This window comes from Thermopolyspora sp. NPDC052614 (genome assembly GCF_040678635.1).
Lineage (GTDB): Bacteria > Actinomycetota > Actinomycetes > Streptosporangiales > Streptosporangiaceae > Thermopolyspora.
In genome coordinates this window covers 161,684-183,378 of record NZ_JBFATZ010000011.1, presented here as the reverse complement: position 1 = coordinate 183,378, position 21,695 = coordinate 161,684, and the positions used below count along the sequence as shown (strand labels likewise).

Genomic DNA, 21,695 nt, shown 5'->3' with positions numbered 1-21,695 from the left:
GTGTCCTAAGTAACACCGTTCGGGGAGGTCGAATGGCGGAGAGACCAGCGCGCAGGGTGCGCAGAGCGTATCGAGGCGAGGTACGGCGGACCGAGCGCCTCACCCCCCACCTGATCCGCGTCGTGGTCGGCGGGGACGGCCTGAAGGAGTTCGGCGCGGGCGAGCACACCGATCACTACATCAAAATCCAGTTCCCGCCCCCGGGCGTGGCCTACCCCGAGCCGTTCGACCTTGAGGCGATCCGCCGCGACCTGCCCCGGGAGCAGTGGCCCCGAAGCCGCACCTACACCGTGCGCCGCTGGGATCCCCGGACCCTGGAGCTGACGATCGACTTCGTGCACCACGGCGACGAGGGCGTCGCCGGCCCGTGGGCTGCCGGGGCCGTGCCGGGGGACGTCCTGTGGTTCTTCGGCCCCGGCGGCGCGTACTCCCCCGACCCCGAGGCGCCCTGGCACCTGCTGGCCGGCGACGAGAGCGCGCTGCCCGCGATCGCGGCCGCGCTGGAGCGCCTCCCCCGGGCCGCGCACGCCGACGTGTTCGTCGAGGTCTCCGGCCCCGGCGAGGAGATCGACCTCGACACGGCCGCCGACGCGCGGATCATGTGGCTGCACCGCGACGGCGGCCAGGTCGGCGACAAGCTCGTCAAGGCCGTCCGCGAGCTCGAGTTCCCGCCCGGCCTCCCGCACGTCTTCGTGCACGGGGAGGCCGGCTTCGTCAAGGAGCTGCGCCGGCACCTGCGCGTCGAACGCGGCCTTCCCCTGGACCGCCTGTCGATCTCCGGCTACTGGCGCCGCGGCACCGACGAGGACGGCTGGCAGGCCGGCAAGCGCGAATGGAACCAGCGCGTGGAAGAGGAGGAGGCGGCGGCCCTCGCCTCATGACGGCCCGGCGGGCCTGCCGTCGATGAGGCGGGGGAGCAGCCGGGAGCCGAGCATGGCCGCGGCGATGGCGGCCAGCGCGGTGGCCCACCCGAGGGGATCCAGCGGGACGCACCCGAAGAAGAAACTGAGCGGCGGGATCTGGACGACTGCGGCGAGGACGGCGGCGGAGCCGAGCGCGCTGAGCAGCACCGGCCGGTCCCCGCCGCCCGCGGCCAGCGTCTGCGCGAGCTGGGTGCCGACCAGGGCCACCAGGCCGATGGTGCGGGCCCGCGCGTCGGGGCCGGTGAGGCGGGCGGCGATCCACGCGAGGCCCGCGCCGACGGTGGTGACGGCGGCGCGGGCGGTGATGTCCCGGGTGAGGGCGCTGCCGAGGGAGGTCTCGGGCCCCTCGCCCAGCAGCGTCGCCGCCGCCTCCTTCGACGGCGCCCGTACGGCTATCGCCAGCGCGGGCGCCAGGTCGGTGAGCAGGTTGACCAGCAGCAGTTGCCGCGCCGACAGCGGCGCCCGGCCCCCGGCGAGCGCCCCGAACAGGGTGAAGGCGATCTCCCCGAGGTTGCCGCCCACGAGGATGGCGAGGGCCTCGCGTACCGAGGCCCACATGGCCCGCCCCTCGACCAGCGCCGAGATGATGGTCTCCAGCCGGTCGTCGGCGACCACCAGGTCGGCCGCCGCCTGCGCGGCGCGGGTGCCGCCGCCGAGCGCGATGCCGACGTCGGCGAGCCGGATGCCGGCCGCGTCGTTGGCCCCGTCCCCGGTCATCGCCACCACCCGGCCGGTGCGCTGGAAGGACTGCACCACCCTGACCTTGTGCGCGGGCGTGCACCTGGCGACCACGTCGGCGGTGGGCAGGACCCGGTCGAGCTCCTCGTCGGGGAGCTCGTCGATCTCGGTGCCGGTGAGGATCCGGTGCCCGGCGTCCCTGCCGGTGACGTGCGCGGCGATCGCCCCCGCCGTGCTGGGGTGGTCGCCGGTGAGCATGACGATCTGCACTCCGGCGTCGTTGAGCCGGGCGATCGCCGGGGCGGCGGCGTCGCGCACCACGTCCGCGAGACCGAGCAGCCCGACGAACGTCAGGTCCCCCGCCGCGCCCTCCGCGAGCCGCTCGACCGCGGCCGTGTCCTCGACGGCGTCCGGCGCGGTCCCCTCGGCCACCGCGAGCACCCGGTGCCCCGTCGAGGCCAGCCGCTCGACCGCCGCCTCGACGGCGGCGATGTCCACGCCGCCCTTCCGCCCCGACCCGGCGGTGCGGCACCGCGGCAGCACGATCTCCGGGGCGCCCTTGACGCACACGACGGTGCGCCGCCCCTCCCGCCCGAGGCAGGCGTGGAACCCGCGCGACGGCTCGAACGGGATCTCCACCAGCCGCTCCCACTCTCCCCGGCCGACCCCGGCGCTCGCCGCGCCCTCGGCCACGGCGGCGTCGGTGAGATGGCGGTGGCCGTTCTCGTCGTCCGCCTCCGGCGTGGCGCGCAGCGCGATCTCCAGGACCCGCCGGAGCCGGTCGTCGAGACCGCTCAGGGGCCGGCCGTGCCGGGCGTCGGCGACGTGGGTGAGCCGGATGCCGCCCTCGGTGAGGGTGCCGGTCTTGTCGAAGCACAGCACGTTCACCCGGCCCAGGGCCTCGATGGTGCGCGGGTGGCGGGCGTGCACGCCGCGCGCGGCGAGGCGGCGGGTGGCGGCGAGCTGCGCGGCGCTGACCAGCAGCGGCAGCCCTTCGGGCACCGCGGCGACCGCCAGGCTGATCGCCGCCCCGAGGTTGCGCCGCAGCGGGTGCCCCCGGACCACCCCCGACAGCGCGGACACCAGCGCGGCCCCGAGGGCGACCGGGGTGGTCGCGCGGGTGATCGTGGCCAGCCTCGCCTCCACCCCGGTCTCCGGGGCCGTGCCCGCCGCGGCGGCCAGGGCCCGGCCCGTCTCGGTCGCCGCGCCGACGGCCACCACGACGGCGACCGCCTCCCCCGCGGCGACGACCGTGCCCTCGTACAGCATCGACCGCCGGTCCGCGACCTGCCGGGCGAGCACCGGCCGCTCGGTCTTGGCGACCGGCAGCGACTCGCCGGTGAGCGAGGACTCGTCGGCCTCCAGCCCCTCGGCCGCGACGATGCGGCAGTCGGCCGGCACCACGTCCCCGGAGCGCAGCACGATCACGTCGCCGCGCACCAGGCCGGTGGCCTCGATGTGGCGTTCCCTGCCGTCCCGCCGCACCAGGGCGACCGGGGTGGACCGGACGGCCATCTCGGCGACGGTGCGGTCGGTGGCGACCCGCTGCGCTCCCCCGACGAGCGAGGAGGACCCGATCACCAGGCTGATCAGCAGGGCGTCGGCGAGCGAGCCGACCACGGCCGAGCCGATCGCGCCGACGGCGAGCACCGGCGTCAGCGGGTTGGCGAGCTCGGCGGCGACGGCGCGCGGAAGGCCGGGACGGTCGGGCGTCAGGATCGTCTCCGGCCGGGCGCGCCGCCGGGCCGCGGCCTCGCTCAGCCCCCGCTCGGTGGTGCCGAGCTCGCGGAGCACGGCCGGGACCGGCATGGCGTGCCAGGGCGTGGTGGACGGCGGCGGCGCGGGCGGGACCCGCATGGCCTGGCGGGCCTGCCAGACGCCGTACGCCAGCGCCAGCACGGCCACCCCGGACACGGCCGCCTGGGCGTGCCCGGCCGCGCGGTGGCTCGGGCCGGTCAGCGCGAGCAGCGCCCCCACGCCGCTGCCCGCGCGGGCCAGCGTCACCCCGCGTTCGCCCGCCCGGCGCGCGTACGCCGCCGCCGTCACGATCGCGACGGCGGTGGCCAGCGGGTCGTGGCCGCCGATGACGTGCGCCCCCCACGGCGGCGGGCGGTCCGCCGCGCCCACGCCCACGCCGATGTCGGCGGCGCCGAGGGCCGCGCCGTCGCGGGAGATCAGCAGCACGGTCGCGCCGGCGTCCTGCGCCTCGCGCACCGACGCGGCGAGGCGTTCGCCGCCGGGCACGGTCTCCACCGGGTCGCCGGGCAGGTCCACGCGGTCCCCGGCGAGCACGAACCTGAGCCCGGCGCGCCGGGCGGCCGTCACCAGGGCGTGCGCCCGCTCCTCGGGGCGGCGGACGACCGAGACGACGGCCCGCAGCCGCTCCCCCTCGGCGAGCCCGAGCACGAGGACGGCGGCGCTCTCGTCGATCCGGCGGCGCTCCCGCTTGCCGGTGCGTCCGCGCAGGGTGAGCCGGTCGATCGGGCCCAGCGACCATCCGTCGCCGTCGCGCAGCACCGGCGGGTTGCCCGGTTCCTCTGGCGCGGCGTCGCCGTCGCGGTGGCCCGCCGGACCGGCGGGGGCGCCGCGTCCGTTCGCCCGCTGCGCGGCCGGCCCGTGTGTCCAGGCGCGGTACGCCGAGGCGTCGAACAGCGCGTAGACGCGCTCGGCCACCCGTTCCGGGTCGGCGTCCGGCGTGGGCACGACCTCTCCGATCGACGGCTCGGCGGACAGCACGACCTCGGTGTCGGCGATCACGAGGTCGACGCGGTCGAGCAGGCGCAGCCGCGCGGGGTCGGTGACGACGGCGCCGTGCCGGGCCAGCCGGGTGGCCAGTTCGGCGGCGAAGCCCTCCCGCGCCCACGACGCCGCCTTCGGCACCGCCGCGAGGCCCACCTGGAATCCTCGGCGCAGGCTGCCGCTGAGCAGGCCCGCGGCCGTGCCCCCGGCGGCGGCGGTGAGCGCCTGGTCGGCGTGCCGTTCCAGCGGTCCCTTCGGCAGCGGGCGGACGCGGACCTCGCGGCGCCCGGCCACGGCCCGGGCCCGCTCCGGCGTGCCGCACAGCTCGGGTTCGCGGCGTCGCCAGGCCGCCTGCACGGCCCGCCGCTCGCGCCACTGCACCAGCCGCCCGGGGACGTCGGCGGCGAGCCCGGCGCCGCCCGGGACGAGGGCCTGGGCGGCGGCGGTCAGCAGCGGCAGCAGATGCTCGGGCACGGCGGCGGCCACGACGCGGCGCAGCGGCGGCGCGGTCTCGGCGAGCGACACCGCCGCGGCCACCTCGGCGGGCAGCGGCGCCCGGCCGACGACGCGTTCGAGCGCCGTCACCGCGAGGCCGAGGGCGTCGGCGGCGAGCATGAGCTGAGGAGGGACGGGCGGGCGCGGCTCCGCGGCCGTGTCGTCCTGCGCCGGGGCGTCCGCCTTCTCCAGGATCTCGATCAGTTCGGCGGGGTCCGGGGCGGGGTCGCGCACGCTCGCGATCACCCGGCCGAGCGGCGCGTTGACGCAGGCCCATTCGACGCGGGGGTGCGCGGACAACGCGGACTCGATCGCCTCGGCGCGCTCGGGGGTCATGGTGGCGGCCGAGCGCAGGCCGATGTGCACGCGCCCCTCGTACCTCCAGACGCGTCGCGTGTAGCCGAAGCACTCCCGCACGGTTCTGGGGACCCTGCGCGCTGCGCCCGCCACGCCGGAGGGCACGCCGGCGAGCGCGGCCGTGCCCGCCACGGTGAGGTGGATGGCGGCCGACAAGACGTCGCCGACGTTCGGTATGCGGATCAGACCCATGAACACGTCGTGTCTCTGCCCCTCCCGCCTTCGCGATGAGGTCTGATCGGTGCCAAATATGGGTCAAGGAGCCGTTTGCGCCGCTTTCCTCCGCCGACGGAGGGGCAGTCTCAGCAGGACACGCGCTGTAACGATCACACGTCCGACGGTGACGCCGACGTGGGACACGCTCGGCGCGCCGTTCGTCCGACGCGCCCGGGGAGATGGAACTGTTCGCTGTGTACGGCTTTCGCGGGCATTCGCGCCCGGTTCGACGGACGGGAGCGGCGGCGACGCGGGCGGCGGGCCTGATCGCGTTGAGCCTGGTCACGGGGCTGGTTCCCGCGCGGACGCCGGCGCGGGCCGCCCCGCCGCCGCGTGCGGCGGTCGGCGGGCCGGGCGTGCCGGCCGTCATCGGGGACTGGCCGGGCGAGGAACTGGACGAGGGGCTGACCCTGTACCGGGGCACGCTCGGCGACCCGTCCGGTCCGGGCCGGTGGACGGTCACGGTGCGGGTGCCGGGCGACAGGCCCGGCGAGCTGGGCGGGCGCGCGGACGCCTCGGAGCTCGCGCTGCGCCTGCACGCGGCCGGGTTCGACGCCCGCGTGGAGGCCGTGCCCTGGTCGGGGTACGAGGGCGCGGGGGACGCCCCGCTCGGCTGGCGGGTGCGCGTCGGCGCGTACGGCACGCGCGCACAGGCGGCGGCCCAGGTGAGGCGGCTGAAGAGCGCCGGATACCCGGCCGGGGCCGACTGGACGCGCACGGACCCGGTGGAGGTCGATCCGCGCGGCGGGCACAGCGCCCGGGTGCGGGTCGCGATCCTCGACCCGCGCCGCTACCGGGGCGAGGTCACCGCCTCGTACGGCCGGGCCCTCGCCCTGCCGGAGACCACGACGTCGATGGCCCGCGCGGCGGGGGCCACGCTCGCGGTGAACGGCGGCTACTTCGTCCTGCACGAGGAGGACGGCCTGACCGGGACGCCCGCCGGAATCGGCGTGTACGACGGCGAGGTGGAGAGCCTGGCCACCAACGGCAGGGCGGCCCTGCTGCTCGGCGACCGGCCGCGGGTGGCCCGGCTGTTCACCGCGATGACCGTGGTGGCGGGACGGCGGCGGCGGGAGATCGACGGGGTCAACCGGACGCCCGGCCTGGTGCGCAACTGCGGCGGCGTCGGCGGGGACTCCCCCACCCAGGCGCCCCGCCACGACGTGACCTGCACCGACCCCTCCGAGATCGTGCTGTTCACGCCCGCGCTCGGGCGGCACACCCCGGAGGGCGACGGCGTCGAGGTCGTCCTGGACGGCGAGGGCCGCGTGGTGGAGCGCCGCCCGCGCGGCGGGCCGGTGCCGGACGGGGGGCGGGTGCTGGCGGGCATCGGGGAGGGCGCGGCGTGGCTGTCCGCGTACGCGTGGCCCGGCGTGCGCCTCGGCGTCCGGCTGCGGGTGTGCGACGAGGACGGCCGGGCCGTCGATCTCGGGGACGCCGACGTGGTGAACGGCGGGCCGTGGCTGGTCCGGGATGGGCGCGTTGACGTGGACGTCGTCTCCGACGGCGTCCTTTATGCGGAGAATCCGGCCTTCTTCTACACGTGGGGGATCAAGCGGAATCCGCGGGTGATGGTGGGGATCGACCGGTGGGATCGGCTCATCCTGGTCACCGCGGACGGGCGTCGGCCCGGTTACAGCGACGGGCTCAGCCTTCTGGAGGGGGCGCGGTTCCTGCGTGAGCTCGGGGCCGTGGAGGGGATCAACCTGGACGGCGGCGGCTCGGTGAGCCTCGCCGTACGGGGGAGGCTGGACAACCGGCCCTCCGATGAGGAGGGAGAGCGGAGCGTGGGTGACGCCCTGCTGTTCCTGCCGCCCCCGGAAGGCAAGGGCGGCGGGCGTCCGGCGTACTCAGGCCCCGGCTGACGTGCTTTCCGGCGTGGCCGGGCCCGCCGCGGCCTGCCGGTCGTCCACGGCGTCGAGGGCCCGCGCCAGCACGGCCGCGATGTGCCCGCCGCCGTCCGGGGCCGGGATCTCCCGGAAGCCGTCCTGCGGGTCGTAGCCGATGTCCAGGCCGTCGCCGACGAGGCGGCGGGCCCAGCGCAGCGCGGTGTTGATCTTCGTACGGGGGACGTCCGCGCCCTGGGCGATCGCGGAGAGGGTGCGCAGGTTGGTGGCGGGGCCGCTCTGGTAGTGGGCCCGGTTCAGCTTCCACGGGATGGCCCGGGTGTGGTCGAGCATCGGCTTGGCGAGCCCCGCCGCGCGCTTGGCCTGGAGAATGCCGGACTCGGTGACCCCGAAGTGGGCCGCGAGGTCCGCGAGCGGCCAGCCCGCGGCCACCAGCCTCCCCAGTTCCTCACGATCGATTCTGGCCTTGCGTCCCGCCATGCAGCCGTCCTCCGCCCGCCGCCCGTCTCCCATTTTCGCCGACCCGGCCGTACGCTTCGCGCTCGGCGGGCGGGCCGCGTTTCACAGTAGTCGTAATTAGTCACATAAGTACCATATAGAGCGGTTCATCCGGACACCGGAAATCCCTTTGCTAGTCTCCGATTTGCCAAAGCTTTACCCACGGAAAAAGGCAGGGCTCCGCTCATCGGGCCCGGGCACGATGAGGAGACCTGTCAGCCGGATGGACCCGATCGCCCAAGACCTGCTCGCCGTCGTACGGCCGGTCATCGGATACCGGGAGAAGAACGGGCAGCGCACCAAGTTCGGCGAATGGTACGCCAAGCACATCGACCCCGACCCCGTGTACAAGAACGCGCCCTGGTGCGACATGTTCATCGCCTGGGCGGCGGACAAGGCCGGGCTGCGCGACTACGTTGGAACGTTCGCATGGACGCCCTCGCACGCCCGCTGGTTCGAGCGGCAGGGCGCCTGGTCGGACCGGCCGGAGCCGGGAGCCCTGGTGTTCTTCGACTGGTCCGGATCGAAGGACATCAAGAAGATCGATCACGTGGGCATCGTGGAACGGGTCGAGGGCGGCCGCATCCACACCATCGAGGCCAACGTCGACCGGGTGTGGCTCAAACGCAAGGTTCGCGACGAGAGCAAGGTCGTCGGGTACGGCCTGCCGCGCAAGGTGAAGGAGAACCTGGAGGCCAGGGCCAAGATCGCCGTCTCCGGTCCCACGGTGAGCATCGACTCCGGGCGGCCCGACGCCGGATTCAAGTTCTTCGGCGCGCCGGTCGAGACCCTTCCCCTCACTGCGCTGCTGGTCGTCGTCGGGTGCACGGCCTTCATCGCGCTGCGCGTCCGGGGGTGCCGCCTCGCGGCGGCGAAGGCGGTCACGTCCAAGGGACGCCACCGGCGGGCCGCGCGCGGGCGGGAACCGGTCGCCGCGGGGTCCACCGAGCGCTCCCCAGAGCGGTCCACCCGGCGTGCCACCCGGCGCGTTACGCAGCGGTCCACCCTGTGGGAACTCGCCGAGAAGCCCTTGGATCCTCTCGGGATGCCCGTCTCCACCCGCCCGGCCGACCACTCGCCCGAGGCCGGGGCCGTCGCGGCCGAGGACCGGCTCACGCGTACCGGGTGACCCCGGCGGGCCGGGCCGCCTCGCCCCGGTCTTCCCTGGGCACGGTGTCCGCCGGGGCGCGCGCGCCCGTCCGGCCGTCCACGCCCGCGGCGGCCGACTCGAACTCCCGGCGCGGATGCGCCAGCGCGCCCAGCGAGACGATCTCGCGGCGGAAGAACAGCGCGAGCGTCCAGTCCATGATGATGCGGGCCTTCCTGTTGAAGGTCGGCATCCGCGACAGGTGGTAGCTGCGGTGCATGAACCAGGCGGGCAGGCCGCGCAGCTTCATTCCGTAGACCTGCGCCACGCCCTTGTGCAGCCCGAGGCTCGCCACCGACCCGGCGTACTTGTGCCGGTACGGCGTCAGGGTCTCCCCGCGCAGCGTGGCGAGCAGGTTGTCGGCCAGTTGCTTGGCCTGCCGTACCGCGTGCTGGGCGCTCGGCGCGGTGAACTCGCCCGGCCTGGTCAGGTCCGGTACGGCCGCGCAGTCCCCGGCGCTGAAGGCGTGATCGGTGCCCTCGACGTTGAGCATGGGGGTGACCTTGACCCGGCCCTTGCCGTCGAGGGGCAGGTCGCCGGAGGCGGCGAGCGGGTGGGGTTTGACCCCGGCCGTCCACACCAGCGTCGCGGCGTCGAACTCCGTTCCGTCGCTGAGCACGATGTGATGGTCGCGCGCCGACTCCAGGCGGGTGCCGAGGCGTACGTCGATGCCGCGCCGCCGCAGCTGCCGCAGCGTCCACTCGCCCATGTCCTCGCCCACCTCGGGCATGATGCGCCCGGTGGCCTCGACCATGTACCAGCGCATGTCCGAGGGCTTGACGTTCTTGAAGTGGCGGCAGGCGTCCCGCGCCATGTCCTCCAGCTCGGCCAGCGCCTCCACTCCGGCGTAGCCGGCGCCGACGAACACGAACGTCAGGGCCCGCCGCCGCACCGCCTCGTCGGTGGTGGAGGCGGCGAGGTCGAGCTGCGCGAGCACGTGGTTGCGCAGGTGGATGGCCTCTTCGACGGTTTTGAAGCCGATGCCGCATTCGGCCAGGCCGGGGATCGGCAGCGTACGGGAGATCGATCCCGGGGCGTAGACCAGGTAGTCGTAGGGGATGTGGCGCGGCGGCCCCTCCTGGAGCTCCACGTGCACCGTGTGGTCGGCGAGCCCGACCCGGGTGACGCAGCCGCTGATGATCTCGCAGTGGGACAGCACGGTGCGCAGGGGGACGACGACGTGCCGTGGCTCCAGGTTGCCCGCCGCGGCCTCGGGCAGGAACGGCTGGTAGGTCATGTAGGAGTCGAAGTCCACGACGGTCACGCGGGCCTCGCCGAGGCGCAGGCGCCGCTGCAGCCGCAGCGCCGCGTACATGCCGACGTATCCCGCGCCGACGATCACGATCCGGGGCGGTTGCTGGGTCATAAGGGCCGTCATAGGCGCCCCACTACCCCCAGAATGGCGGTCGAGTCGCGGCGGCCCGGATCCGTGTCCTTCAGATGTCCCTCAGAGGTCCGTCAGAGGTCCGTCAGATGCGGAAGCCCATGGTGACGGTCGTGCCCTGCGGGCCGTGGTCGAAGTAGATGACCTCGCTGAGCAGGCTCGACACCCACAGGCCCATGCCGCTGGTGGCGGAGTCGCCCGGCGGGGTACGGCCCGGCGGCGTCTCGGGGACCCAGTGGCCGTCGTCGTGGACCTCGATCACGAACAGGCCGGAGGTGCGCCACACGCGCAGCCGCGCGTCGGCGCCGCCGTGGGTGACCGCGTTGGTGGCGACCTCGTTCACCGCGACCAGCAGGTCGCCGAGGGCGTCCTCGCCGATGCCCGCGCCGCGGGCTCGCGCCGCCACGAACTCCCGCAGGCCGGGCAGATCGTGCAGGCCGAAGACGAGCGTCTCGGCCTGTGCGCCGCCGGGCCGTCGCGGCCGTCCGTCCGTCCCGCCGGCGGCCTCGGGTACGGCACGCCGGCGGGCGGACACGTCGTCGTTCACCCGGCTTCACGCCTCCGTGCGGGTTTGTTCGGGGGAGGTTTGCTCTGGGGGAGGTTTGTCCGGGCGGCCGGCCGGTGATCCCCGGGATTCGCGCCCGCGGTGCCCGGTCATTTCCTTCCCCCCGCCCCGGCGGTCTCGCCCATGAGCTCGCCGCGGAGCCTGTCGAGCACCTTGCGGAGGATACGGGAGACGTGCATCTGCGAGATGTCGAACTCGGCCGCGATCTCCGCCTGGGTCATGTTGCCGAAGAAGCGCAGCAGCAGGATGTTCTTCTCCCGGGGCGGCAGCTCGTCGATGAGCGGCTTGACGGCCTCGCGGTCGACGAGCGTGCTCAGCGCGTCGTCCTCGTCGGGGATCACGTCGCCGAGCGCGGCGGCGTCGTCGTCGGCCCCGAGCGGGGCGTCCAGCGACAGGGTGCTGTAGGCGGCCGAGGCGTCCATGGTGAGCAGCATCTCCTCCTCGGAGATGCGCATGCGCTCGGCCAGCTCGGCGACGGTGGGAAACCTGCCGAGCTCCTGGGTGAAGTCGGCGACCAGGCGGTTGAGCTCCGAGCGCCGCTCCTGGTACAGCCGGGGCACCCGCACCGCCCAGGTGCGGTCGCGGAAGTGCCGCTTGACCTCGCCCGTCATCGTGACCATCGCGTACCCGCGGAAGCTGTGGCCGAGGCCGGGGTCGAAGCCGTTGATGGCCTTCATCAGGCCCACGTACGCCGCCTGGAGGAGGTCCTCAAGCGGTTCGCCGCGGTGCAGGTAGCGGCGGGCGATGTCCCTGGCCATCGGCAGGTGCATCTCGACGACCTTCTCGCGGAGCCGCATGCGCCGCTCTTCGCTCAGGTTCGGATCGGTCAACTCGGACAGCAGGTCCTCGGCGGTGGGATCGTCGATCAGCACGGCGCGGTCCTCGGCGGTCATACTCTCTCCCTCGTATGCGCCACGGCGAGGCGATGACCGGCGACCAGGGGATGGCAGGGCAGAGCACGGCGTCGCCTCGCACGAAAAGTCGAGGCGAGGCCCTCTGCTGGACCTCTCCAATTCGATACTGCCGCATGTGTCGCTGTATTTCTACCCCTTGGTCCCCAGTAATCTTGATTTGGGCTTTTTGTGAGCCGGGCGCGTGCGCCATCACAAACCGAGCCGGGAGGCGCGTGTGACGAACCCTCCAGCCGGCGGTACGTCCGCCGCACTGGTGCTGAGCTCGGAGGTCATCGACCGGGACGGGGGGCGGATCCCGGTGGTGCGGGTCGAGGGCATCCTCGACGCCACGACCCGGGACGGGTTCGCCCGCTTCCTCGCCGAGATCGACGACGAGCACGGGCCGGGCATGATCCTCGATCTGTCGGGGGTGACGTTCATGGATTCGCGCGCCCTCGGCCTGATCGTCCACCACTGGCAGCGTTCCACGGCCGCGGGCGGCGACTACGCGCTGGTCGGCGTCCGCTACCAGTACTGCAAGGTGATGTGGGTGACGGGGCTCGCCGACCGCCTGCCGATGCGCGACACGGTCGCCGACGCCCTGGCCGGTTTTCACGAGTTCTAGGGGTTCTCAAGGTTCTCGTTCAGGGCGGGGGCGCGCCGCCGTGGTTGCGCTGGTGCTCGGTGACGAGCAGGCGGGCGAGGTCGGCGACCTTCACCTGGTGGTGCTGGGAGACGCGGCGCAGCTCCTCGAACGCCTCCTCCGCCGACTTGCCGCTGGCCTGCATGATGATGCCCTTGGCCTGGTCGATGACGGCCCGGCCGGCCATCGCCTCCTGCATCTGGGCGTGGTCGGTGAGCACGTGGTCGTGGTCCCACACGTTCGCGAGCGCCACCGTGACCTGCTCGTGGAGCAGGCTGTGCAGGGGGGCCAGGTCGCGTTCGGCGAACACCCCGGGCAGCACGGCGTACAGGTTGAGCACGAGCGTGGCGCCCTCGACCTCGATCGGCAGGGCGACCACCGAGCGCAGGCCGTGCCGTACGGCGGTGGCGGCGTAGCCGGGCCAGCGCTCCTCGCGCAGCACGTCCCCGATGAGCACGGGCGCGCGGATGGTGAGCGCGACGTGGGAGGGCCCCTGCCGCAGGTCGCGCTCGCGGTCCACGAGCGCGATCAACTCGCTGTGCGAGGCGCACAGCACCAGCCGCCGGTCCCGCCACAGCTCGGCGGTGCATCCGGCGCATCCGGGAACGCCCCGGGCGACGGCCTCGGTGAGGCCGCGCAGCACGCTCTCGGGTGAGGTCTGGTCGGTGACGCGGCTCAGGGCGGCGAGGGCGCGTACCAGGGCGGGGGTCAGCAGTCGGGCGGATTCCATCGCACCATGCTCAATGCCCGTCTGGTTCGGGTTAATCCCTGCCGTCGGTGATCCGATGGCTTTTGGCGTACCGTCTGTTACACGGGCATTCTCCCCGTTTCCGGCATCCGAAGGACGCGCATTGACGGACCCGATCGACATCTCCGCTCTTGAGCGGGCGCTGAGCGGGCTGGCCACCCGTTCCTCCTACCTGCGCGGCGCGCGGTCGGCGGGCGAGGTCGGGGGGCGGGCGCTCGATGCCGCGCTGACCGAGCTCGGCGCCGCCGAGGAGCTGCTGCGCACGGCGGTCGGCGAGCTGAAGCGGGGATCGTCGCAGCGTTCCGGCGGTCGCGACGGCGGCGCCCAGCGGGAGCAGAAGCTGCTACGGCAGGTCTACCGCTCCCTGCCGGTCCCGGTGATCGTCCTGGACGCCGCGGGGACGGTGCGGCGGGTCAACGCCGAGACCTCGCGCCTGCTCGGCAGCCCCGCCGGCTACCTCACCGGGCGGGCCTTCCCGCTGCTGGTGGACATCGCGCACCGGGCGGCGTTCCGCGCGCGGCTGAACGAGGTGCTGCGCGGCGAGGAGAAGGCGGTCTTCCCGGCCAGGCTCTCGCACCAGGGCCGCGACCACGGCGTACAGCTCGCGCTGACCCGGCTGCGGATGCCGGGCGAGCCGCAGCCGATGGTGCTGGCGGTGGTGCTGCCGGTCGAGGTGCGGGTGCCCGACCCGCCCGCGCCCCGGCCGCCGCGGCCGGACGAGGAGCCGCTCATCATGGCGGCGGCCCGGCGCTACGACCTGCTGTCGCGACTGACCCGGCTGCTGCTGGACGAGGAGAGCCTGCGCCGCCCGGTCGCGCTGATCCGGACCTGCCGCATGCTCGGCGCCGAGCTCGCCGACTGGGTGATCGCCGACGTGGCGGGCGAGGAGGAGACCGGGCAGGCGGCGGTGGCGCGCGCCGCCGTGGTCGGCCCCGCCGACCAGCCGGTGGGCCGGATCCAGCGCCTGCTGGAGAACCTCGCCCCGGCGCGCACCCCCGTGGTCGCGCACGTGCTGGAGACCGGCGCGGGCGTGCTGCACGAGATGGTGGACGACGAGGGGCTGCTGGGCACGGCGTCCGACGGCGAGGCGGCGGCGCCCGCGATGGGCGCCGGGTCGGTGCTGAGCGTGCCGATCCACGCCGACGAGGTGGTGCGGGGCGTGCTCACGCTGGTACGGCTGCGCGCCCGGCCGCCGTTCACGCTCGCCGAGCTGGGGCTGGCCGAGGACATCGGCGCCCACCTCGGGCCGGCCCTGCGCGCCCAGCTCAGCTTCCGGCGGCGGGCGCAGGCGGCCGAGACGCTGCAGACCGGGGTCCTCCCCCGCACGCTGCCCGACACCCCCGGCTTCGAGGCGGCGGCCGTCTACCACCGCGGCACCGGGGCGCAGGCGATCGGCGGGGAGTTCCACGACGTGTTCCCGATCAGGGGCGGCTGGGGGTTCGCGCTCGGCGGCGCGGTCGGCAAGGGCGAGGAGGCGGCGGGCGTCTCGGCGATGGTGCGCGGCGGGTTCCGCGTGCTGAGCGTGCCGGAGAGCGACCCGGCGGCCGTCATCGGCCGGCTCAACGACGCCCTGGTCGCGCAGGGCACCGGCATGTACGTCATGGCCGTCGCCGGTTTCGTGCCGCAGGGCCGTACGGCGCGCGGGCGGATCCGGCTCGCCTCGGCCGGGCACCACCCGCCGGCGATCATCCGCGCGGACGGCGGCGTGCGCTTCACCTCCGGCGGCGGCGTGCCGCTCGGCTTCGAGGCCGGGGCGGCGACGGCGGCCGAGGAGGTCACGCTGGCGGAGAGCGAGACGCTGGTGCTGTACTCCGACGGGCTGGTCGGCTCGCGGGGGCGGGACGGCGACGTGTACGGCGAGGCCCGGCTGGTCGAGCTGCTCACCCGCTGCGCCGGGCTCAGCCCGTCCGCGATCGTCAAGGCGATCGAGGAGGACCACCAGGAGTTCTGCGGAGGCCGTCAACTGGACGAGATGACGGTGCTCGCCCTCCGCCGGAGCCGATGACCGGCATGTATCGCCGGAAATTTCCGAAGTGGGCAGTTTGGGGTTAGGGTGGGCGAGGTACAGACGTTTAAGTAGTGCCTAAGACGCAGGCACACCGCAGTGATTGGGGCCCAAGGCCGTATTGGGCTCTTCAGCACCCGAGGTGTGTCATGCATATCGCCATCGTCTCAGCGCACGAAGTCGCCCCGGAAACCCCTGCCATCGCCAGGGAGCTCAGCCGCGGCCATCGCGTCACCGTCTACACCCGCCGCGACTCCCCCGAGCGCCGCGAGCGCGGGAGGCTCGCCCCGGGGGTCATGGTCGAGCACGTCCCCGCCGGGCCCGCCCGGTGGCTGCCGGAGAGCGGGCTGCTGCCGTACATCTCCGACTTCAGCGCCGGGCTGCAGGAGCGCTGGGGCAAGGAGCGGCCGGACGTCATCCACGCGCACTCGTGGACCAGCGGGCTGGCGGCCATCGCCGGATCCGACGGCCTCGGCATACCGGTCACCCAGACCTTCCACACCCTCGGCGCCCACACCCTCGGCGCGCAGCCGGACGCCCGCACCCGGCTGGAGCGCGCGATCGGCCGCCGCGCCAACGCGGTCATCGCCTCCTGCGCGGGCGAGGAGTCGGAGCTGATCCGGATGGGCGTGCCGCGGCGCAACATCGCCGTCGTGCCCGGCGGCGTCGACGTCGAGCGCTTCCGCAGGCGCGGACCCGCGTTCCCGCGCGGCGACCGCCCGCGCATCGTGCACGCCGGGCGGCTCGGCCCCGACGGCGGCGCGTGCACCGCGATCCAGGCCCTGGACGGCGTGCCCGGGGCCGAGCTGGTCATCGCCGGCGGGCCCGCCACGGGCGTGCTCGACGACGACCCGCACTTCCTGCGGCTGCGCGACCTGGCCGAGGAGGTCGGCGTCCTGGACCGGGTGACGTTCCTCGGCCGCATCCCGCACAACGCGATGCCCAAGCTGCTGCGCAGCGCCGACGTGGTGGTCTCGCTGCCGCACTCGGCGCCCACCGGCATGGTCGCGCTGGAGGCGATGGCCTGCGGCGTGCCGGTGATCGCCTCGGCCGCCGGGGCCCACCTGGACTCGGTGGTGGACGGCGTGACCGGCTTCCTCATCCCGCCCCGCCGCCCCGCCGACCTGGCCCGCCGGGTCCGCGAGGTGCTCGGCGACCCCACCCGCCGCACGGCCCTCGGCTACGCCGCGGCCGACCGCGCGCGGTCGCGATATTCACTGGAGCGCATCGGCCAGGAGCTGGTCCGCGTGTACGAGGACGTGCGGGCCATGCGCGCGTGCGCCTGAACCGCGCCGATCACACTCAGTCGGCGAAGCGGGCCACGCGCCGCATCTTGTTCATCGCGTCGAGTGCGGCCACCTTGTACGACTCGGCGAGCGTCGGATAGTTGAAGACGGCGTCCACCAGGTAGTCGATGGTGCCGCCGCAGCCCATCACCGTCTGGCCGATGTGCAGCAGCTCGGTGGCGCCGGTGCCGAACACGTGTACGCCGAGCAGCGACCGGTCCTCGGGCGAGACCAGCAGCTTGAGCATGCCGTACGTGTCGCCGATGATCTGCCCCCGGGCCAGCTCGCGATAGCGGGAGATGCCGACCTCGAACGGGATGTGCGCGCGCGTCAGCTCGTCCTCGGTCTTCCCGACGAAGGCGATCTCCGGGATCGTGTAGATGCCGATCGGCTGGAGCCGGTGGATGCCGGAGACGGGCTCGTCGCAGGCGTGGTGGGCGGCGAGCCTGCCCTGCTCCATCGAGGTCGCGGCGAGCGCGGGGAAGCCGATCACGTCGCCGACGGCGTAGATGTGCGGCACGGCGGTGCGGTACCACTCGTCGACCGGGATGCGGCCCCGCTCGTCGGCGGCGAGGCCGGCGCTCTCCAGCCCGAGGGCCGCGGTCATGCCCTGCCGTCCGGCCGAGTACATCACCGTCTCGGCGGGGATGCGCTTGCCGCTCTCCAGCAGGGTGATCGCGCCGCGCGGGCGGCGCTCGACGGCGGCCACGGTCTCGCCGAAGCGGAACGTGACGGCCAGGTCCCGCAGGTGGTACTTGAGCGCCTCGACGATCTCCAGGTCGACGAAGTCGAGCATGCGGTCGCGGCGCTCGACCACCGTCACCTTGGTGCCGAGGGCGGCGAACATCGAGGCGTACTCGATGCCGATCACCCCCGCGCCGACCACGACCATGCTGTCGGGCACGCGCTCCAGGCCGAGGATGTCGTCGGAGTCGATGATCGTCTGATCGTCGAACTCCACGCTCTCGGGACGGGCCGGGCGGGTGCCGGTGGCAATGATGATCTTGTCTGCGGTGACCTTGGTCTCCCGGCCGGACTCGTCCACCACGCCGACCGTGTGCGGGTCGAGGAAACGGCCGGTGCCCTGGAGCATCGCCACGTGGTTGCGGGAGAGCTGGCTGCGGATGACGTCCACCTCGCGCCCGATCACGTGCTGGGTGCGGACCATCAGGTCGGAGACGGTGATCTCCTCTTTGACCCGGTAGCTCTGGCCGTACATCTCGCGCTGGTTGAGGCCGGTCAGGTAGAGGACGGCCTCGCGCAAGGTCTTCGAGGGAATCGTCCCGGTGTTGATACAAACCCCGCCGACCATCTGTCTGCGATCCACGATGGCCACGCGGCGCTCCAGCTTGGCGGCCGCGATCGCCGCCTTCTGGCCACCGGGCCCGGAACCAAGGACTAATACATCAAAATCCGGCACATCATCAGTGTGGGGGCGGTAACGGTCTACGGGAAGCCCTCGGCCGGATCGTCGCGTTTCCGATCCGTTACGAGTGGATCAGCGCGGCGGCCTTGAGGCCGAGGTGGAGCAGCAGGCGGCTCTCGCCGTCGGCGAGGTCGAGGCCGGTGAGGCGCTCGGCCCGGCCGAGGCGGTAGTAGAGGGTCTGACGGTGGACGCCGAGCTCCTCGGCGGTCTCGCGGGCGTGGCCGCCGTGGTCGAGGTAGGCCTCGACGGTGCGGGCCAGCTCGCCGGTGAGGTCCTTGGCGGGCGCGGCGAGCTCGGCCAGGTCGGGGCGGGGCAGCCGGGACAGCACGCGGTAGACGCCGAGGTCGGGCCAGGCCGCGACCGGGCCGTGCCGCTCGACGGCCTCGGCGACGCGCAGGGCGTGCACCGCCTCGCGCCAGCTCTGCCAGGCGTCGGCGGCGTCGTCACGCGCGCCGCCGACGCCGGCGGCGGTGCCGTACATGGCCTGGACCCTGCGGGCGACCTCACGGGCCTGCGCGGCGGGGGCGAGCAGCGCGGTGAGGGGCTCGCCGGGGTCGGCCAGGACGCCGCGCGGCAGCGACCACAGGGGCGCGACGGCCTCGGAGGCGGTCCGTACGGCGATCGCCGCCACCGGGCCCTGCGGTTCGACGTCGGCCTCGGCGCGGACGTCCGGGTCGAGGGAGAACAGGGCGCGCAGGGCCGTGCCCGCGTCCTGGCGGCTGCGGACCTCCTGGGCGAGGGCGGCGGCGGCGCGGCGGATCAGGGGCGCGGCGGCGGCCAGGCGGGCGTCGGTCACCGCGCCGGAGTCGAGCAGCCACAGGTAGCCGTAGGTGACGCCGCGGTGGCGCAGCGGGACGCAGATGCGGGCGAGGACGCCCAGGCGCTCGTCCGGGGGGATGCGCACGGGCGCGGTCGCGGTGGCGATGCCGAAGCCCTCGAAGTAGGCGCGCACCCGGTCGGTGGCGCGGCGGCGCAGGATCGACTCCTCGCGCACGCGGTCGATCGCGCCGCTCTGCGCGCAGTAGGCGACGAGCTGGAAGGCGCGGTCCTCGATCGTCGCCGCGGCGCCGAGGACGTCCGCGATCTCGTCGACGACGGTTTGCAGGTCCACACCGGCATTGTCCTCCTTCCGTCATACAGGTGTATGAAGGCGAGCGCGGTGGTGCGTGGCGGTTGTCCATAGGCCGGGCCGACGTGCGGCTCTTACCGTGGGTGCATGCTTGGTTCGGTCCTTGCCGCCGCTTCGCGCAGCCCGCTGGCGCGGCGTGCGGTGTCGGGGTTCCCGCTCACCCGGCGGGTGGTCGACCGGTTCGTCGCCGGGGAGGACGTCGCCGGGGCGCGGGGGGCGATCCGGCGGCTCACCGGCGCCGGGTTCTGCGTCACCGTCGATCATCTGGGTGAGCACACCCGGGACGCGGGGGCCGCGGCGGCCACGGTCAAGGCGTACCAGACGCTGCTGGGCGAGATCCGCGCGCTCGGGCTCGGGACGCGGGCCGAGGTGTCGGTGAAGCTGTCGGCGGTCGGTCAGGCGCTGGGGAAGGACGGCGAGCGGATCGCGCTGGAGCACGCGCGGGAGATCTGCTCGGCGGCGCGCGAGGCCGGGTCCGCGGTCACGCTCGACATGGAGGATCACACCACCACCGACTCGACGCTGGCGATCCTGCGGGAGCTGCGCGCCGACTTCCCCGAGACCGGGGTGGCGCTTCAGGCCTGTCTGCGGCGCACCGAGGGCGACTGCCGCGATCTGGCGGGGCCGGGGTCGCGGGTGCGGCTGGTCAAGGGCGCGTACGCCGAGCCGGCCTCGGTCGCCTACCGGGACCGGCGGCAGGTGGACCGGGCGTACGCGCGCTGTCTGCGGGTGCTGATGGCGGGCAGGGGCTATCCCATGGTGGCCACGCACGACGACCGTCTGATCGCCGTCGCCCGGGCGCTCGCCGCCTGGCACGGGCGCGGGCGGGACGACCACGAGTTCCAGATGCTCTACGGGGTACGGCCCGGCAGGCAGCGGGAGCTCGCCGACGCCGGGGCCGTGATGCGGATCTACGTGCCGTACGGGACCGACTGGTACGGGTACTTCATGCGGCGGCTGGCGGAGCGGCCCGCCAACGTCGGCTTCTTCCTGCGCTCGCTCGTCTCCTGAACGGAAGGGATCTATCGCCATGGACGCTTTCAGCAATGTTCCGGAGCCGGTGAACGAGCCGGTGCTCGGCTACGTGCCCGGGAGCCCGGAGCGCGCCGCGCTGGAGAGGCGCGTCAAGGAGCTGTCGGGGTCGGCGATCGAGCTGACGATGACGGTGGGCGGCGAGCGGCGGATGGCCGGCGGGGCGGCCATCGACGTCGTGCAGCCGCACCACCACGCCGCGGTGCTCGGCCGTACGGCGGAGGCGACGGCCGGGGACGTGCGGGCGGCGATCGACGCGGCGCTGGCGGCGGTGCCGCAGTGGCGGGCGCTGCCGTTCGACGAGCGGGCGGCGGTGTTCCTGCGGGCGGCCGAGCTGCTGTCGGGGCCGTGGCGGGCGACGCTGAACGCGGCGACGATCCTGGGGCAGTCCAAGTCGGTGCAGCAGGCGGAGATCGACTCGGCGTGCGAGCTGATCGACTTCCTGCGGTTCAACGTGGCGTTCGCGCGGCGGCTGCTGGCCGAGCAGCCGATGTCGTCGGCCGGGGTGTGGAACCGGATGGAGTACCGGCCGCTGGAGGGGTTCGTGCTGGCGATCACCCCGTTCAACTTCACCGCCATTGCCGGAAATTTGCCGACCGCTCCGGCTTTGATGGGAAATGTCGTCGTCTGGAAGCCGTCGCCGACCCAGCAGTTCGCGGCCGAGTTCACCATGCGACTGCTGGAGGCGGCGGGCCTGCCGCCCGGCGTGATCAACATGGTGACCGGGAACGGGGCGGCGGTCTCCGAGGTCGCGCTCCCCCACCCCGACCTGGCGGGGATCCACTTCACCGGCTCCACCGCGACCTTCCAGCACCTGTGGGCGACCGTGGGCGCGAACATCTCCGGCTACCGGGGCTACCCGCGGCTCGTCGGGGAGACCGGGGGCAAGGACTTCGTGCTCGCGCACCCCTCGGCGGACCCGGCCGTGCTGTCCACGGCGCTGATCCGGGGCGCGTTCGAGTACCAGGGCCAGAAGTGCTCGGCCGCGTCCCGCGCCTACGTGCCGCGCTCGCTGTGGACGCGGATGCGCGACGACTTCGTCGCCACCGCCGAGTCGCTGACCGTCGGCGACGTCGCGGCCGACCTGTCGACGTTCATGGGCGCGGTCATCGACGATCGCGCGTTCGCCAAGAGCCGGGCGGCGATCGACCGGGCCCGCCGGACCGACTCGATCCGCGTGCTCACCGGCTCCTACGACGACTCGACCGGCTACTTCGTCCGGCCCACGGTGCTGGAGTGCGCCGACCCGGCCGACGAGGTCTTCGTCAAGGAGTACTTCGGCCCGATCCTCGCCGTGCACGTGTACGACGACGACCGGTTCGACGAGACGCTCACGCAGATGGAGGGCGTCGCGCCGTACGCGCTGACCGGGTCGCTGATCGCGAACGACCGCCGCGCCATCGCCGCCGCCTCCGAGCGGCTGCGCTTCGCGGCCGGAAACTTCTACGTCAACGACAAGCCCACCGGGGCGGTCGTCGGGCAGCAGCCGTTCGGCGGCGCGCGGGCCTCGGGGACCAACGACAAGGCCGGGTCGATCCTCAACCTCATCCGCTGGGTCAACGCCCGGACGATCAAAGAGAGCTTCTCGCCGCCTGTGGATCATCGGTACCCGCACATGGGTTAACGATCAATGTGTTCTTTCGCAGCCGATGCGATCCGGTAGGAGCCTGGCTGGAATATTGGC

16 protein-coding genes are annotated in these 21,695 nt (G+C 74.0%); 8 read left to right on the top strand and 8 right to left on the bottom strand.

The annotated features are described in order from the left end of the window. Positions 1-32 precede the first annotated feature (32 nt). Positions 33-881, top strand: a complete 849-nt coding sequence (locus AB0K60_RS23830; protein ID WP_364058893.1) for a siderophore-interacting protein — start codon at positions 33-35, stop codon at positions 879-881. Here the strand turns inward: AB0K60_RS23830 and AB0K60_RS23825 are convergent. Next, entirely contained in the window at positions 876-5,384 is a 4,509-nt protein-coding gene (locus AB0K60_RS23825) for a cation-translocating P-type ATPase (protein WP_364059155.1), read from the bottom strand. The two genes, AB0K60_RS23830 and AB0K60_RS23825, sit on opposite strands and share 6 nt — an antisense overlap. A gap of 203 nt (positions 5,385-5,587) precedes the next feature. Here AB0K60_RS23825 and AB0K60_RS23820 point away from each other — a divergent pair, with 203 nt between their 5' ends. Further along, on the top strand, positions 5,588-7,273 hold the full coding sequence (locus AB0K60_RS23820) for a phosphodiester glycosidase family protein (RefSeq protein ID WP_364058889.1): 1,686 nt from the start codon (positions 5,588-5,590) through the stop codon (positions 7,271-7,273). Here the strand turns inward: AB0K60_RS23820 and AB0K60_RS23815 are convergent. Next, complete coding sequence (locus tag AB0K60_RS23815) at positions 7,259-7,735, bottom strand: hypothetical protein (RefSeq protein ID WP_364058886.1); 477 nt, start codon at positions 7,733-7,735, stop codon at positions 7,259-7,261. The two genes, AB0K60_RS23820 and AB0K60_RS23815, sit on opposite strands and share 15 nt — an antisense overlap. A gap of 241 nt (positions 7,736-7,976) precedes the next feature. Here AB0K60_RS23815 and AB0K60_RS23810 point away from each other — a divergent pair, with 241 nt between their 5' ends. Further along, on the top strand, positions 7,977-8,882 hold the full coding sequence (locus tag AB0K60_RS23810; protein ID WP_364058883.1) for a CHAP domain-containing protein: 906 nt from the start codon (positions 7,977-7,979) through the stop codon (positions 8,880-8,882). Here the strand turns inward: AB0K60_RS23810 and AB0K60_RS23805 are convergent. The 3 genes from AB0K60_RS23805 to AB0K60_RS23795 all read right to left on the bottom strand — a co-directional run bounded on the left by AB0K60_RS23805 (position 8,866) and on the right by AB0K60_RS23795 (position 11,742). After that, on the bottom strand, positions 8,866-10,266 hold the full coding sequence (locus AB0K60_RS23805) for an NAD(P)/FAD-dependent oxidoreductase (protein WP_364058880.1): 1,401 nt from the start codon (positions 10,264-10,266) through the stop codon (positions 8,866-8,868). The two genes, AB0K60_RS23810 and AB0K60_RS23805, sit on opposite strands and share 17 nt — an antisense overlap. 103 nt (positions 10,267-10,369) lie before the next feature. Beyond that, complete coding sequence (locus AB0K60_RS23800) at positions 10,370-10,831, bottom strand: ATP-binding protein (protein ID WP_364058877.1); 462 nt, start codon at positions 10,829-10,831, stop codon at positions 10,370-10,372. A gap of 107 nt (positions 10,832-10,938) precedes the next feature. Beyond that, entirely contained in the window at positions 10,939-11,742 is an 804-nt protein-coding gene (locus AB0K60_RS23795; protein WP_364058874.1) for a SigB/SigF/SigG family RNA polymerase sigma factor, read from the bottom strand. A gap of 235 nt (positions 11,743-11,977) precedes the next feature. On the opposite strand from AB0K60_RS23795, the gene AB0K60_RS23790 reads away from it, so the two are divergent. After that, positions 11,978-12,367, top strand: coding sequence for an STAS domain-containing protein (locus AB0K60_RS23790; protein WP_364058871.1), 390 nt, complete (start codon positions 11,978-11,980; stop codon positions 12,365-12,367). A gap of 19 nt (positions 12,368-12,386) precedes the next feature. Here the strand turns inward: AB0K60_RS23790 and AB0K60_RS23785 are convergent, their stop codons facing one another. Further along, complete coding sequence (locus AB0K60_RS23785; RefSeq protein ID WP_364058868.1) at positions 12,387-13,115, bottom strand: GAF and ANTAR domain-containing protein; 729 nt, start codon at positions 13,113-13,115, stop codon at positions 12,387-12,389. 121 nt (positions 13,116-13,236) lie between these two features. Between AB0K60_RS23785 and AB0K60_RS23780 the strand changes: the two genes are divergently transcribed. Together AB0K60_RS23780 and AB0K60_RS23775 are read left to right on the top strand one after the other, a co-directional pair. Next, positions 13,237-15,138, top strand: a complete 1,902-nt coding sequence (locus AB0K60_RS23780) for a SpoIIE family protein phosphatase (RefSeq protein ID WP_364058865.1) — start codon at positions 13,237-13,239, stop codon at positions 15,136-15,138. Positions 15,139-15,287: 149 nt separating this feature from the next. Further along, complete coding sequence (locus tag AB0K60_RS23775) at positions 15,288-16,424, top strand: glycosyltransferase (RefSeq protein ID WP_364058862.1); 1,137 nt, start codon at positions 15,288-15,290, stop codon at positions 16,422-16,424. Positions 16,425-16,440: 16 nt separating this feature from the next. Here the strand turns inward: AB0K60_RS23775 and sthA are convergent, their stop codons facing one another. Further along, the gene (gene sthA, locus AB0K60_RS23770; RefSeq protein ID WP_364058859.1) at positions 16,441-17,844 is read right to left on the bottom strand and encodes a Si-specific NAD(P)(+) transhydrogenase; all 1,404 of its coding nucleotides are present in this window, start codon (positions 17,842-17,844) and stop codon (positions 16,441-16,443) included. Positions 17,845-17,911: 67 nt separating this feature from the next. Next, positions 17,912-18,961: a helix-turn-helix domain-containing protein gene (locus tag AB0K60_RS23765; RefSeq protein ID WP_364058856.1), complete on the bottom strand. Its 1,050-nt coding sequence runs from the start codon at positions 18,959-18,961 to the stop codon at positions 17,912-17,914. Between the two features lie 105 nt (positions 18,962-19,066). On the opposite strand from AB0K60_RS23765, the gene AB0K60_RS23760 reads away from it, so the two are divergent. Then, the gene (locus AB0K60_RS23760; RefSeq protein WP_364058853.1) at positions 19,067-19,990 is read left to right on the top strand and encodes a proline dehydrogenase family protein; all 924 of its coding nucleotides are present in this window, start codon (positions 19,067-19,069) and stop codon (positions 19,988-19,990) included. Positions 19,991-20,009: 19 nt separating this feature from the next. After that, on the top strand, positions 20,010-21,635 hold the full coding sequence (gene pruA, locus AB0K60_RS23755) for an L-glutamate gamma-semialdehyde dehydrogenase (protein WP_364058850.1): 1,626 nt from the start codon (positions 20,010-20,012) through the stop codon (positions 21,633-21,635). Positions 21,636-21,695 lie beyond the last annotated feature (60 nt).

Coding starts and splice junctions, on each gene's coding strand:
- AB0K60_RS23830 (WP_364058893.1), top strand. CDS start 33: ATGGCGGAGAGACCAGCGCGCAGGGTGCGCAGAGCGTATCGAGGCGAG.
- AB0K60_RS23825 (WP_364059155.1), bottom strand. CDS start 5,384: ATGGGTCTGATCCGCATACCGAACGTCGGCGACGTCTTGTCGGCCGCC.
- AB0K60_RS23820 (WP_364058889.1), top strand. CDS start 5,588: ATGGAACTGTTCGCTGTGTACGGCTTTCGCGGGCATTCGCGCCCGGTT.
- AB0K60_RS23815 (WP_364058886.1), bottom strand. CDS start 7,735: ATGGCGGGACGCAAGGCCAGAATCGATCGTGAGGAACTGGGGAGGCTG.
- AB0K60_RS23810 (WP_364058883.1), top strand. CDS start 7,977: ATGGACCCGATCGCCCAAGACCTGCTCGCCGTCGTACGGCCGGTCATC.
- AB0K60_RS23805 (WP_364058880.1), bottom strand. CDS start 10,266: ATGACCCAGCAACCGCCCCGGATCGTGATCGTCGGCGCGGGATACGTC.
- AB0K60_RS23795 (WP_364058874.1), bottom strand. CDS start 11,742: ATGACCGCCGAGGACCGCGCCGTGCTGATCGACGATCCCACCGCCGAG.
- AB0K60_RS23785 (WP_364058868.1), bottom strand. CDS start 13,115: ATGGAATCCGCCCGACTGCTGACCCCCGCCCTGGTACGCGCCCTCGCC.
- AB0K60_RS23775 (WP_364058862.1), top strand. CDS start 15,288: ATGCATATCGCCATCGTCTCAGCGCACGAAGTCGCCCCGGAAACCCCT.
- AB0K60_RS23760 (WP_364058853.1), top strand. CDS start 19,067: ATGCTTGGTTCGGTCCTTGCCGCCGCTTCGCGCAGCCCGCTGGCGCGG.
- pruA (WP_364058850.1), top strand. CDS start 20,010: ATGGACGCTTTCAGCAATGTTCCGGAGCCGGTGAACGAGCCGGTGCTC.